General features: G+C 39.9%; 13 protein-coding genes. 8 read left to right on the forward strand and 5 right to left on the reverse strand.

The window, feature by feature from the left end:
• Positions 1–4: 4 nt before the first annotated feature.
• The 4 genes from EHR01_RS07225 to EHR01_RS07240 all read right to left on the reverse strand — a co-directional run bounded on the left by EHR01_RS07225 (position 5) and on the right by EHR01_RS07240 (position 5889).
• Entirely contained in the window at positions 5–3235 is a 3231-nt protein-coding gene (locus tag EHR01_RS07225) for a SpiroCoCo family coiled-coil protein (RefSeq protein WP_135694028.1), read from the reverse strand.
• Between the two features lie 83 nt (positions 3236–3318).
• Positions 3319–3954 (reverse strand): rubrerythrin, encoded by a 636-nt coding sequence (locus tag EHR01_RS07230; protein ID WP_135694029.1) that lies wholly within the window; start codon positions 3952–3954, stop codon positions 3319–3321.
• Positions 3955–3985: 31 nt separating this feature from the next.
• The gene (locus tag EHR01_RS07235) at positions 3986–4633 is read right to left on the reverse strand and encodes a hypothetical protein (RefSeq protein WP_135694030.1); all 648 of its coding nucleotides are present in this window, start codon (positions 4631–4633) and stop codon (positions 3986–3988) included.
• A complete protein-coding gene (locus EHR01_RS07240) occupies positions 4633–5889 on the reverse strand; it encodes a lysophospholipid acyltransferase family protein (protein WP_135694031.1) in 1257 nt (418 codons plus the stop codon). Before EHR01_RS07240 ends, EHR01_RS07235 begins: the two co-directional genes overlap by 1 nt.
• Before the next feature lie 47 nt (positions 5890–5936).
• On the opposite strand from EHR01_RS07240, the gene lmtA reads away from it, so the two are divergent.
• Positions 5937–6698, forward strand: a complete 762-nt coding sequence (gene lmtA, locus EHR01_RS07245; protein ID WP_135694032.1) for a lipid A Kdo2 1-phosphate O-methyltransferase — start codon at positions 5937–5939, stop codon at positions 6696–6698.
• 6 nt (positions 6699–6704) lie between these two features.
• Entirely contained in the window at positions 6705–6962 is a 258-nt protein-coding gene (locus EHR01_RS07250; RefSeq protein ID WP_135694033.1) for a hypothetical protein, read from the forward strand.
• 17 nt (positions 6963–6979) lie between these two features.
• Here EHR01_RS07250 and EHR01_RS07255 read toward each other — a convergent pair whose 3' ends face one another.
• Positions 6980–7561, reverse strand: a complete 582-nt coding sequence (locus EHR01_RS07255; protein ID WP_135694191.1) for a hypothetical protein — start codon at positions 7559–7561, stop codon at positions 6980–6982.
• 74 nt (positions 7562–7635) lie between these two features.
• Here EHR01_RS07255 and EHR01_RS07260 point away from each other — a divergent pair, with 74 nt between their 5' ends.
• The 6 genes from EHR01_RS07260 to EHR01_RS07285 all read left to right on the forward strand — a co-directional run bounded on the left by EHR01_RS07260 (position 7636) and on the right by EHR01_RS07285 (position 13122).
• Positions 7636–8550 (forward strand): TIGR01777 family oxidoreductase, encoded by a 915-nt coding sequence (locus EHR01_RS07260; protein WP_135694034.1) that lies wholly within the window; start codon positions 7636–7638, stop codon positions 8548–8550.
• A gap of 63 nt (positions 8551–8613) precedes the next feature.
• Positions 8614–9018, forward strand: a complete 405-nt coding sequence (locus EHR01_RS07265; protein WP_004787200.1) for a c-type cytochrome — start codon at positions 8614–8616, stop codon at positions 9016–9018.
• Between the two features lie 51 nt (positions 9019–9069).
• Positions 9070–9291: a hypothetical protein gene (locus tag EHR01_RS07270; protein ID WP_004786941.1), complete on the forward strand. Its 222-nt coding sequence runs from the start codon at positions 9070–9072 to the stop codon at positions 9289–9291.
• 42 nt (positions 9292–9333) lie between these two features.
• Positions 9334–9684, forward strand: coding sequence for an STAS domain-containing protein (locus EHR01_RS07275; RefSeq protein ID WP_165779520.1), 351 nt, complete (start codon positions 9334–9336; stop codon positions 9682–9684).
• Positions 9685–9740: 56 nt separating this feature from the next.
• A complete protein-coding gene (locus tag EHR01_RS07280; RefSeq protein WP_135694035.1) occupies positions 9741–11021 on the forward strand; it encodes a citrate/2-methylcitrate synthase in 1281 nt (426 codons plus the stop codon).
• A 73-nt stretch (positions 11022–11094) separates the two neighbouring features.
• Positions 11095–13122, forward strand: coding sequence for a SpoIIE family protein phosphatase (locus EHR01_RS07285; RefSeq protein ID WP_135694036.1), 2028 nt, complete (start codon positions 11095–11097; stop codon positions 13120–13122).
• Positions 13123–13145: the final 23 nt, after the last annotated feature.

A 13145-nucleotide genomic window follows, 5' to 3' on the forward strand; every position in this document is an offset into this window, starting at 1 on the left:
TCGGTTATTTCTTTCTAACTCCGAGGATGCTATCTACGAGGGATTTTTCAATATTTAATTTTTCGCTAATTGCCTCAGAAGACCACTGGTAGTTGTCGTGGAGGCTTTGGATGGTGGCTCTTTTTCTCTCGACAAGGGGATTTCCCGAAACTTTTCGGTCTGATTTTGCCGCTGGGACTGGATTTTGCATCGCCCCTTGGACAATGTCCAGGAACTCGGAGAGTTTTTCGAAGGTCTCGTCTGCTTCCCCAAGGAGGGATTCCAAATCGTCTTTGGTTTCCCTTGAAGATTCTTTGAGATCTTCCAATCGTTTTTGTAGGGTGAGGATTTGGCGGTGACGATCCGAAAGGTCGCCTAGCAGCTCTTCGATTTTGTCAAATTTACGTTCTACCGAATCAATTTGAGCTTCTCGTTCTACAAGGAAGGAAGTACGGTTTTCTGCTTGGCGAATGGTTTCTGTCAGTTCCTTTTCGCGAGCTTCTACCACTTCGATTTCGCGGTCGAGGATGTCGAGGCGGGCTTGGAGTTCCCGTGCATTGTGTTTTTGACCTTCTAAGTTTTCGACCAAGTGGAAAACTGAATCTTGGGATTCTTGTAAGGAAGAAAGGAAAGATTCAATTTTGGATTGTTCTGCCGTGAGTTTGGCCACCCGAGTTTCAATGGAACTTACTTCGGTCAAACTTTGTTCAAATCCTTCCATTGTTTCCGAAACATGGACAAGATTGGATGCAAGGATTTGCACTTGTTTGTCGATGTCTTCGGTTTGGAACTGAGCTTCTTTTAAGGTTTCTAATTCGTTTGCGATTTCTTTTCTAAGTTCGGAAAATTCTGAAATTGCCGATTGGTATAAGTCAATGTCTGGTCGATTTTTTTCAAGGGACCGTAGTGCTTCGGAGATTTCTTCTACAGCACGATTGGATTCATCTGCGATCTGTTTGGCGGAAGCAAATAAATCGGAATGTTCTTTGACCGTTTCTAACTCACTCGAAAGAGTTAAGATATCTTCTTTTAATGTTTCCATTTCAGATTGGAAACTAGAAAGAGTTTCTTCTTTGGTATCGTTTAGGTCATCCAATCCATTTTTGATTTCGTATTTTAAGTCTTGGAAACGATCCAAACTTTCTTTTAAGAAGTCTTGGCTTTCTTTTGCAATTTCTTTGAAAGATTTTTCGTAATCTTTTTGGTATGTTTCAATTTGTTTTTTGGATTCGTCTTTGGAACGTTTGATACTTTCATCTAAATTGCGTTTGACGGTATTTAGATGGTTCGAAATTTTTTCTTCGAGTTGTCCTAGTTGTACATTTCCTTTATCAAGGAGTTTTGTCAATTGGTGAGAAATTTTGGAATCGATGGTTTCATTGAGTCTGCCCATTTTCTCTTCTTGTAAATTGAAAAAGGATTCTCCTGATTCTTCTAAATGTTTAAGGATTCTTTCGACTTCGCTACGAGCAAGTTTTGACTCTTCTTCCAAACGAGAAATACTTTCTTTGGTTTTGGACTCTGCTGCCATATCCAAATTGGTTTTTGCTTTTTGGAATTGGTTTTGGAATTCACCGAGTAGATCAGCACCTTCTATATGAATTTCTTTTAGGCGGTCTTGGAGTCTTTCGATGCTATCATTTTGGTCTTCTCGAATTTTCCCTAGTTCGTCTTCCCATTTGCTTACAAATTGTTCTAAGTTGGCATTGGCGATTCGAATCTTTTCTGTCACAATTTCTTCGGATTCTTTGGCTTTTTCTTCCGCAGTTTCTAGGATTTCATGAGCCGATTCACGAAGAGCCGATTTTAGCTCTTCCACATACTCATCCACATCTTTTGTTTGTGCTGTAATGGATTCGTTTAAGTTTTTGATTTGTGATTGGACTATCTCAAGATCTGATTCCATTTCACTCTTTTGGAGTTTGAAATCGGAATTCATTCTTTCTTCTAGTTCTTTTCTTAATTCAAAAAGAGAAGATTTAATGACTGTTTCTTGGTTGGAACGAACTGAATCCAACTCACGATCAAAATCTTTGAGTTCTTGGAGGGCACTTTTTTTGAGGGAAGTGGCTTCCTCTTTTAATTCTTCAGAGATACGATGGAATTCTTCTGAGAAAGCTTCAATTTCACGAATGAGTTCTTGTTTACGAATGTCTGCTTGGCGAAGGAGTTTGTTCTCTGCTTCCAAATATTTTTCTTGGAATTGGATGATGGTTTGATTGATCCCATCTGCTTGCCTTCTTGTTTCATTGATGATGTCATCACGTTTGGAAAGTGTTTCCAGAGACAAGTCTTCGATTTCTCGTTTGATGGCATCTGTCTCTTGACTTAGACCCTTCATAAAAGAATCTTTTGTATGAGTGACTTGGTCAAAGATGGAATCAAAACGTTCTTGGATTTTTTTCTCGAGTAAGTTTACCTTTTCATCCAACTTGCCAGAAGCACGTTGGTATTTTTCTTCTAACCTTTCATCAAACTTATCAACTTTGTCAGAGAGTAGGGAAGAGGTATCTTCGAATTTTGTTAGGCGAACATCTAAGTCACCTTGTGCGTATTTCATGGACTCGAGGAGTAGATCCATTTCTTTTCGTGCGTGGTCGAGTCTTCCCGCAGTTTCCCCCACCATCACATCGGCATGGGATAAAAGTTTTTCACGAGCAGTTTCGGCAATTTTAGAAAGCGAATTGTCTAAAAAATCGGATTTGGTTTCGAGTAGGCTTTCTAACTCCACCATCTTTTGTGCAACAGATTGTAAAATTTCATCACTTCGGTGATTGAGTTTGTTTTGAAAGGTATCCAACATGGAGATGGATTCATTATGAAGTGCTTCCATATCTTCGGATACTTCACGTAACTCTCGTTTGTGGGAATTGATCTGAGAGAGTCCCTCTTCCATGTTTTGTTTTTCGCGACGGACTTGGGAACTCAAATCTTGGATTTGTTCCATCTCGCCAGACAAGGAAGATAGGTAATCTTTGCTTGCGCGGATTTTTTCGAATAGATCTCGGGATTCGGAACTTAAATGTTGGATGTCTTCTGCGACTTTGCGTGATTGTTTGACAAGGATGTCGAGGTCAATACCTGCATCTTTGACCAATTGGATTTTTTGGAGGGCGACACCATCAATTTCATCGGTCAATTTGGACGCATAACGTTTGAGTTGGGAGAGTTTGGTGTTCGATTTGTCCAAACGACGTAACCCAATGGTCACCGCAACACTGGCCAAAAAAGGCAATAAAAAGACTTCTAATCCCATTTTCTTAAAGATCCAATAATAGTATTATGTCGCATGAAGATGGTTGAAGAAAACCAGGCCGAGATTTTTTCCGCAAGCCTTTTTTAATTCAAAGAGAATTCACGGATTTGGAGCCAAAATCGGGCAAAAATTTTCGATTCTTCGGCCTCGAGAGCTGCCAAACGTTCCTTCGCATTTGGATCCAGGCGGAACATTTCGGCACTCATATCTGAAAGGTGGCCTTCTTCTTCCAGAATCAGGTTGGTTAGGCGGATGGGGGAGTGGGTGCGGTCCAAAATCTCGTCATACGCTGCATAGACGACCATTGCCCGTTTTTCAATGACCGTGGTGGTGTACAAATAGGCAAGGTAGGTAAATTGTTTTTGGTCGGGGAAAACCTTTCGTAGGCTTCTGCGCACCAAAGTATCTAATTTTGCGAAATAAATTCTTGCCGCAGTTCCCCGAACGAGGGCGGAGTTTTGGTATCCCAATTGGAAACTGGGTCTTATGGTGCGGGCTGCTTTTTTGAAAAAGAGGGCATGCCTTGCTTCTTCTGTGGCATGCTTTAAAATCATCTCAGAAGTTTCTTCACTGGATTGGGTGAGGAGGATTTTTCTCGAACCAAGATGTTCTAAGAGAGAAAGAGTGTTTAGCCAAAGTGCATGGTTGGTTTCATTGGCAACGATATCAGAAAGAACTTTAGGAATGGAATCATTCGAGAGGACAGTAACAGAACCCATAAATCCAAATTGTGAGATGTGTTTCTTTGGGCTAGCCTTTCTTTAGAGGGATGTTCAGTTGGGCGATGGTTTCTCCATCCTCATGGTAAATTCGAAATTGGTCCGTAGGGAGACCTTCCCCTTTGAGAAGGATGACACAAAGTGCAATCCCAATCCCTTCTCCTTCCGAATTGTCTCCACGTTCGATATAGTATTCCATGATATCGTTATAGTTTTGCGCATGTAAAAGGGAGTTGCGAATTTTTTGCATCTCTCCCCTCACGAGAGTGGTATTGTTTCTGACATCAAACTTTATTTGGGTTTCGTTATGTTCGATTTTTAGATGAACATATAAGTTTTTTTCTCGTGCAAGAGGTTCAAATGTATTCCCCCTTCCAGAAAGAATAAGGCTTTTATACATTCTGACACCTAACTCATAGTCGGTGGGGGAGTGGATGTCTAATTGGTTCTCTTGAAAAAATATTCGTTTAAAGTTGGCTTTAAAACCGTTGAGGATTAGGTCTTTTACGATAGTAAATAAAATGGCAGATAAATCGGGGATTTTGTATTTTTCAGTGAGCGCATCCAAAACCTTGACCAAGTTTTCATCGAGTGTTTTGGAGGCACCATAGGCAGTCATTTCAATGGGTGTTCCTTGGTTCACCAATTGGTTTGTTTGTTCTAGGCTTAAGACTTCCATTAAAAAATATATTGGCTTGGAAAGAGTGGGTTGGATTTGGATTTTTCTTCCACAAGCATCGTCTGTAACTCTTTTCTTAGACGTTCCGTAATGATATCTAGCGTTTTCTTTTTGTCTTCTTTATAAGAACTTAAATACTCATTGATCGTAAATGGAGTTCCAAATCTAACAACCGCTTTGTGGGGGCGAGGTTTAAATTCGCCGAAAAGTTCGTTTTCGTAACGGTACAAAAACTCATAAAGGCGTTCCGCACTCGGTAGTTCTTTGATATAGGCAGTTTGGATGGTGATGAAGTCATAGGCTTTGGTGGCAGCATTTCTTGCCCAAGTTGCCATTTCTAGACTAGGAAGTTCTCCATTGGGATCGGCCATTCCGACAGAAACCATTTCTAAAACACTCAAAATCCTTCTCAGTTTTTCGATGGCATTGGCATCATTGTCCCATTTGGGAATTTTGGCCTTCCTTGCAATATTGTCGAGCATAGCATGGCGCATCCTCCCCAGTCGGTAATCAAAATCATCGGCTCTACTTTCTTCGACAGGAACTCCATATTCTTTTTCTTCTCTTTCGATCATTCGTTTCCCTACAGATAAAAATCTGTGAAGGATATCTTTTCCTGTTTTTGTAATCCCAAACTTTTCTTCCATTTTGGTGATTGCCAAATCAATGTCTTTTTGCATGGAACTAATGGAGGCGGTCATTCTGTACTTAACGAAGGTAGGTAAAATCCAAATTTTAGCATTTGGGTCTTTTTTCAGTGCATCTTCCAGTCCCCAAAATCCGAGTTGGGCCACACCAGGTTGGAAGGGAAGAAGGGTATCGTTCATACCACTAGTGGGTTCTCCTTCTGGGAATAGAGCAAGTTTGCCACTAGGAGAGGCAAGAATTCCCCTTGATGCTTTTAAAGATTCACGATCAGGTGCGCCAGCTAACACAGAGTAGGCTCCAATGGATTGGATGAAGTCTCCCACAAACCCAAACCCCCATTCAAATACCTCTCTTGCTGCCATATAATGAAATCTTGAGCCCATAATGTTTGCAGCATGATAGGCAATTCCAGGTTCTTTGGTTGTGGGATGATTGGAAATATAAAGGAGTCGTTCTTTTTGAAAGGTTTTTAATGTCTTCTGGTCGGTTTCTGATATCTCGATGGATTCAAGATTATGGAGCATTTTGTTCAGAACCGGAAGAGTCAGATCCGTAAACCATAGAGCAGGAAGATTGAACTTTGCAGGGATAAAGGATTTGATTGACATAGGACGAATGCTGACAGCTTAATCAAAGGAAGCAAGTACGAATTCACATGGCACTTATAGAAGAACTCAACCAACAAGGCAATTTTCTCTTCCGATGGCGCTCCTACATTCCAGGAGTCATTTTGTTTCTTTCCTTACTGTATCTACCGTATGTCCCTTATTTCCAAGGAAATTACGAGTCCAATTTGTATTGGTTATCTGGTGCATTTTTAGTCAGTTTTGCGGGACTTTTTGTTAGATGTTTTACGATCGGATACACTCCCAAAAATACTTCTGGTAGAAATACAAAACAACAAGTGGCTGATGTTGTAAACCAATCAGGGATTTACTCACTAGTCAGACACCCGTTATATGTAGGGAATTTTCTGATGTATCTTGGCCCGGTTTTTATCCTTCGGGATTTTGCCTTTGCGCTCGTATACATCATGTTTTTCTATTTGTATTACGAACGAATCATCTTCGCAGAAGAATACTTCTTACGTGGAAAATTTGCAAAAGGATATTTGGAATGGGCGGACAAAACTCCAGCCTTCATCCCTCGTTTGTCTGGTTATAAAAAACCAAATTTAAGTTTTTCTTTCCGCAATATTTGGAAACGTGAATACCCAAGTTTATTTGGAATCATTGTTGTGTTCACAGTTTTTGATTTGATCCAAGTTTATTTCCAGGAACCGGCACTGCGAGCTGTTGACATCACTGGAATTTGGAAACCATTTCATACTTGGTTTTTTGGGTTTGGATTAGTATTTTATGTTCTCACACGTCTGATTGTAAAGACCACCAAACTTCTAGAAGTCGAAGGTAGATAGTTTTTAATGAGTCGGTTGTCCAATGGTTGGAAAATCCCTGAGTCTCTAGATGATAAAATAGAACTGATGGAATCTTACCAAAAAACTGTCGGAAGTATGGAGGCGGAAAATCCGCTCACCATCTTTCGGGAACATATGGACAACGGACTTTTATTCAAAGCTGGATTGCAAGATGCGATGAACCAACTCACCACGTTTGCAAACCTCTATATGAGCATCATCGAACTAAAAAAAGAAATAGAGAAACAAACAAAAGGCGTTTGATCCAATCAAAAGTTCAATTACTGTATTTCTTCCAATTCTACTTCTGAAATACATCCTTCCTGAGAAAGAAGTTTGAATTCCGGGGTTAAAATATAAATATTTTCTGGATAATTTTTCTCTTTTTGAAACTTGGGAAGTTTAGATAAGGAAATCGAAACTTCCGATTTATTTTTTTCTTCAAATCGATAAACAAATGTCAGTTGGTCTTTTGGCATCCTAAGTTCTTTATCTACATTAATACTTTCCCGTAATAAAAAACGCATTTGAAATGTAGGTAAAGTTTCACCAGGACAAGCAATGACATTTAAATTTTTAAATTGTCTGGGTGAAAACTCAGTTCCATCCCAAAAATGGGAAAGTTTCATCTCTAAGAAAAAATCAAAATCTTCCTTCCCGTTTTGTTTCTTTCTCCAAACGGTTTTTCTATCTTTGTCTAATAGAAGGTGAATGCCACCAGATCCTGTTGTGTCTTCAATGCGGAAGGGTGGGTTTTCGTTGTATAAACTTATGTTTTTTTTGGTTCCAGAAAATAGATAGTAGTTCCCGAAGAGGACAAGTGTAATGGCGAAAAAAATCGGAAGAACAATGGCAGGTCTCATATGAAAGAAAAACTTCTCCAACCTGAGAAAATGGGCTACTTCTTTTTTTATCATTCCAACGTTTGGGAGATCCTATGAAAATCGGAATTTTAGGTGGTACTGGTCTCATTGGTACCTCATTCATTGAAACAGCTGTAGGTTTGGGACACAGGTTTCGTGTGTTTTCTAGAAAACCATCTTTACCACCTGAACTTTCTTCTTATCAAGAATTGGAATTTGTTTCATGTATCCTTCCACAAACTGCTGACTTGGAAGGACTCGATGCCATCATCAATTTGGTCGGTGAGCCAATAGCGGGCGTTAGATGGACGGAAGAACGGAAACGACTGATTCGTACTTCTCGTGTTGATTTTACTCGTGGACTTGTGGCTCGGATTATGGATCTAAAATCTCCACCCAAAGTTTTTGTGAACTCAAGTGCGATTGGTTATTATGGAATGTCAGAAGACAACCATCCTCCTTATACAGAGAATTCTCCTCCCGGTGAGGATTTTTTAGCAAAACTTTGTGTGGAGTGGGAAAACCAAATCCATCCCCTTTCCACAAGAGGAATTCGTTCCTTGGTTTTGCGAACTGGAATCGTTCTATCTCCTAAAGGAGGAGCTTTGGAGAAAATGATCCCTCCATTTTTACTGGGTGTGGGTGGTTCCATTGCTTCAGGGAAACAAGGGATGAGTTGGATTCATATATTGGATTTTATTTCTGCCATGTTGCACTTAATGCAGTTGGATTCGGCTTCCGGTGCTTATAATTTAGTTTCACCTTGTCCCGTAAGTAACGATGAATTTTCGATCACTTTGGCCAATACCTTACATCGCCCAAACTTTTTTAAAGTTCCAGCCTTCGCCATACAGGCGCTTTATGGAGAAGGTTCCGTTGTGGTGACCAAGGGACAGTATGTGGAACCTGCGCGTCTCCTTTCGAGCGGTTATGAGTTTCAGTTTCAAAATTTAGAAAAGGCACTCTCAAATCTTTTAGAAAAACAGTGATTTCTTCTTTTCAAAAGACAAGAAGGGTGAGAGACTGGAGCCAACCTTATCTTGGAGTAAGAAATGAACTCAAAAAAAGTCTTAGTCTCTCTCTTCGCACTCTCCTTCGCTTTCGTGATGGTGGCTTGTGGCGATTCCAAACCAAAAGAAGAAACACCTGCAGCTGTTGAATCTAGCGCAAGTGCAGATCCTGATCTTGCAAAAGGGGAAGAACTTTACCTTCAAAACTGCTCTTCTTGCCATGGCGAGAAAGGTGCTGGTGATGGTGCAGCTGCTGCAGCTCTAAACCCAAAACCAAGAAACTACAAATCCCCAGCTTCTGAATGGAAAAACGGAAATACTGCAGCTGGTGTGACTAAAACTTTGAAAGAAGGAATCAAAGGATCTCCAATGGTTGCTTACGGACATTTAGGCGACGATAACATCCGCATCCTTGCAAAATACGTAGAACACCTTTCTAAAAATTAATCATTGCCTTTTTCGGTTCCGCCTACGGGTCGGAACCGAACACTTGTCTTTATGAACCAAATCATTAAAAAAGCAGATCGCCCCACTTGTGATTGTGGGACCACTCGTGAGAGTGAAAACGCACGCAAAGTTGTAAAGTATTCCACTTGGGGAATGATCGCCATGGGCCTTGTCGGGATATCAGCTACACCGACAGATGTGTACTTTGTTTGTCGAAAATGCAAACAGCCGTTTGGCCGATTGTCGAAAGAAGAAAGAAAATCGAAATCCTAATTATTGTTGACCCTCGTTCTTGGTGAATTTCCCTGGAAGCTAATGATGGAAGAGTTTAAAATTCGGTTGGGATTTGAAAACGGGGGTAATTTACCCGTAATTCATATATCTGGTGAAATCACATCCGAAGCCGAAGAAGAGATTGTTGAATCCTACGAATCCATTCCGGGAGACAAACGCAGTCGCGTCATTTTGAACTTTTCGGAGACTTCTTACATCAATTCAGCGGGGATCGCAACCCTCATCAGTCTGATCACCAAATCTTCTGAAAACCAGGGAAAAATCGAGTTTGCCGGTCTCAATACACACTTTCGAAAAGTGATGGATATTGTTGGTCTCACTGATTTTGTCCTCATCCACGATTCTCTTAATTCTGCACTCACCCAAGTCTAAATTATTCTAGATTCCAAACTTCCCTTCCGTAAGATAGGAGGGAGAGAGGTCTTTTCATGAGTGAAGTGGAGTTCCACGTCAAAGGCAAAACATATAAATTACCGGTCATTGTTGGTACCGATGGAAAAGAGGGAATCGACCTAACCGATTTTTATAGAAAAACGGGCCTGGTCACTGTAGATCCTGGTTTATTCAACACTGCTCTTGGTTTGTCTAAAGTATCAAGACGTGATCCCGAAAAAGGGGAACTAACCTACAGAGGTTATGATTTAAAAGAACTTGCTTATCAATCCACATTTGTGGAAACTTCGTTTTTATTAATTTACGGAAACCTTCCCACCAAACAAGAGTTAGGCGATTTTTCTGGTCGGCTTTCAAAACACTCAATGATCCATGAAGATATGTTAAATCTTTTCGATGGATTCCCTGGTGTTGCCAATCCATTGGCGGTCTTGTCTGTTATGGTTACTTCACTTTCTAGTTATTATTTAGAAGAATATGAAGAAAAGTTAGATATGGGAGTGGATTTAATTGCAAGGTTACTGGCAAAAATCCGCACCATTGCTGCTTTTACTTATAAACATGCAGTGGGCCATCCTTTTGTATATCCTTTGGATAAAAATCCATATTGCACAAACTTTCTTTACATGATGCATAAAATGCCAGCGGACAATTATACAGTTCCAGAAGAGTTTGATCGCATTTTAAACCAGATGTGGATTTTACATGCGGACCATGAACAAAATGTATCCAACACCGCAGTCCAAGTTGTTGGATCCACACAAGCAAATTTATTTGCCTCTATTTCTGCAGGGATTATGGCACAATGGGGAGCAAGAGAAGGTGGACGTCCAACGGCAGCCATTGGTCTGATTGAAGACATTGTTAAAACCAAAACACCTGTTAAAGATTATTTTGAAAGATTCAAACGTGGTGGCCTAAACATCCAAACCAATGGATTTGGACAAAAGGCATACGATGTGGTAAGTCCACGTGCCAAAGTGGCTCGGGAAATCATTCACGAATTCTATAAAGGCAGAAAATTGTCTGCTGTGGAAGACATTGCCCTACAAATAGACGAAGTGGTATGGAACGATTCCTATTTTATGGAAAATCTTCTTTACCCAAATTTAGAATACTACTCTGGACTCGTATTTCACACATTGGGAATCCCTAAGAATATGTTCTCTGTGATGCAAGTCATAGGTCGACTTCCTGGTTGGCTTGCACATTGGAGAGAACAAAGAGTGAAGGGAGACTTCTCAAAAGTTCGTCCAAAACAGATATATGTGGGCGAAAACCAAAGAAAATACATCCCTGTTCAGAACCGCCTATAGGTCTGTTAAACTTCCTTTGTCCATGAATTTCCGATGGATCGGAATGATTTGGTGTTTGGTGCTTTTTTCGTGTATGGCGACAGAAGTGCCTCCCACTGCCGATAGAGGTGTTCTATTGGCGGAGTCGTATCTGAGTGGGCAGAAAACAACCTTAGAACTCAAAGGGGATTGGGAATATTATCCAGGCTTACTTATCTCCCCCAATGATTTCGAAACCTTAAATACAAGTAGAGAGCCACATTTTTTTTACGTTCCAGGGATTTGGTCTGATTCTTTTTTGAACCGCGGATTTCTTGCTGGGGATGGGTATGCCACGTTTAGCCTCAAGGTTAAACATGGTCTTCAAGGAGTCCCTCTTTCATTAAAAGTTCCCGAGATGGAGACCGCCTATAACCTGTTTGTTGATGGTGTAAAGATGTCTTCGAATGGGGTTGTGGCTACTTCATACCAAACAGGGAAACCGGAGTATCGTCCACGAATTGTTGATTTTTTCCCAAAAGAAAATCAAACTTCTATAGTTTTACAAATTTCGAATTATCATCACAGGAAAGGTGGCCCAGCCCAAGCGATCATATTAGGTAGGACATCCGATATCCATAACAAATACGAATTTGCGATTTTACGAGATATGCTCCTTGTTGGAAGTATTTTGTTTATGGGGATCTATCATTTATTTTTATATTGGAACAGGAAAAAAGATCCGTTTACTTATTGGTTTGCTCTCACTTGTATCTTAGTCGCCTTACGGGTGTTTATTACAGGAAACAAGTATATCATTCAGTTATATCCTGACTTATCTTGGGAAGTCCATTTGAAGCTTAGTTACCTGAGTTTCTTTTTAATCACACCTATTTTTGTACGATATGTTTATTTGCTCTTTAAACCATATTTTTCTAGAAGAGTGTATGAATTTCTAAAGTATTTGGGTTTTGCTTTTTGTTTTATCGTTTTAGTAACTAGATCTTCTTTTTATACATATTTGATGGTCCCGTTTCAAGTATTTACATTGTTAGGTGCTGGTTATACCTTTGTTGTCATCGCCAGGACAATTCGTGATTCCTTACCTGGTTCGAAGATCTTTTTTCTGAGTTTTGCAATTTTTATTGGAAGTTTTGTTAACGATATATTGGTAAATAATCTAATCATATATGGACCGCTAACCATCCATTTTGGAATTTTTACAATGTTCTTTGTGCAGTCAGTTTATATTGCTAGAAATTTTTCAAAAGGATTTGTTGAAGCTGAAAATCTAGCGGTAGAACTTTCTGATAAAAACCAAACCTTGCAACGGGTTCAAAACCAACTCACTGAGCTGAATGAAAGATTAGAGACTCGAGTTAAAGATAAAACCGAGGAACTCCAAGGGAAGTTAGATCAGATTGGAAAAGATATGAGGCTTGCTAAGTCCATCATTCAAAGTGTAACCAAACTTCCTGATGTCTCCCCTTATCTAAAAGTAGATATTTTGTATAAACCGATCGCTGAAGTCGGAGGAGATATTTTCTTTGTAAAACGAATTCAAGACTTTTACTACAGGTTCTTTTTGGGTGATGCCACGGGTCATGGTTTGCAAGCCGCTCTTTATTCGATGATGATCCAATCTGAATTTGAACGGGTATCCGCTGTGGCAATGCGCCCCAATGATTTGTTGTTCTATATGAACCAACACTTCTATGATAAAAATGCTGACTTACAAATTTATTTCCCAGCTATGTCGATGGACTTTGATTTCCATCAGGGGATCCTTCGTTATGCGGGAGGAGGTGTTCAAAACCAAATTCATATGAAAAAAAATGGTAACGTGACTATGTTGGAAAACACGGGGCCTATCATTGGAATTTTAGAACATTATCGGTATGGAATATTCGAATCAAAGGTGGAGTCGGGAGACCGTATCTTTTTATTTACAGATGGATTGTTTGAAGAGTTAAATGAATCTGATGGATTACAAGCCTTAAATGATTTATTGGAAGTAATTCAAAGTACAAGTTCTTTACCTTTTTCTGAAGTGGTACCTTCTATTCAAACCATGTTGTTCCAAAGGATGAACAAATCTCAATGGAAGGATGATGCAACTCTCATCTTGATTGAGATCACCTAACAAAAATTCATAAGTGATCTCAA

Origin of the sequence: Leptospira mtsangambouensis, from assembly GCF_004770475.1 — a bacterium.
Lineage (GTDB): Bacteria > Spirochaetota > Leptospiria > Leptospirales > Leptospiraceae > Leptospira_A > Leptospira_A mtsangambouensis.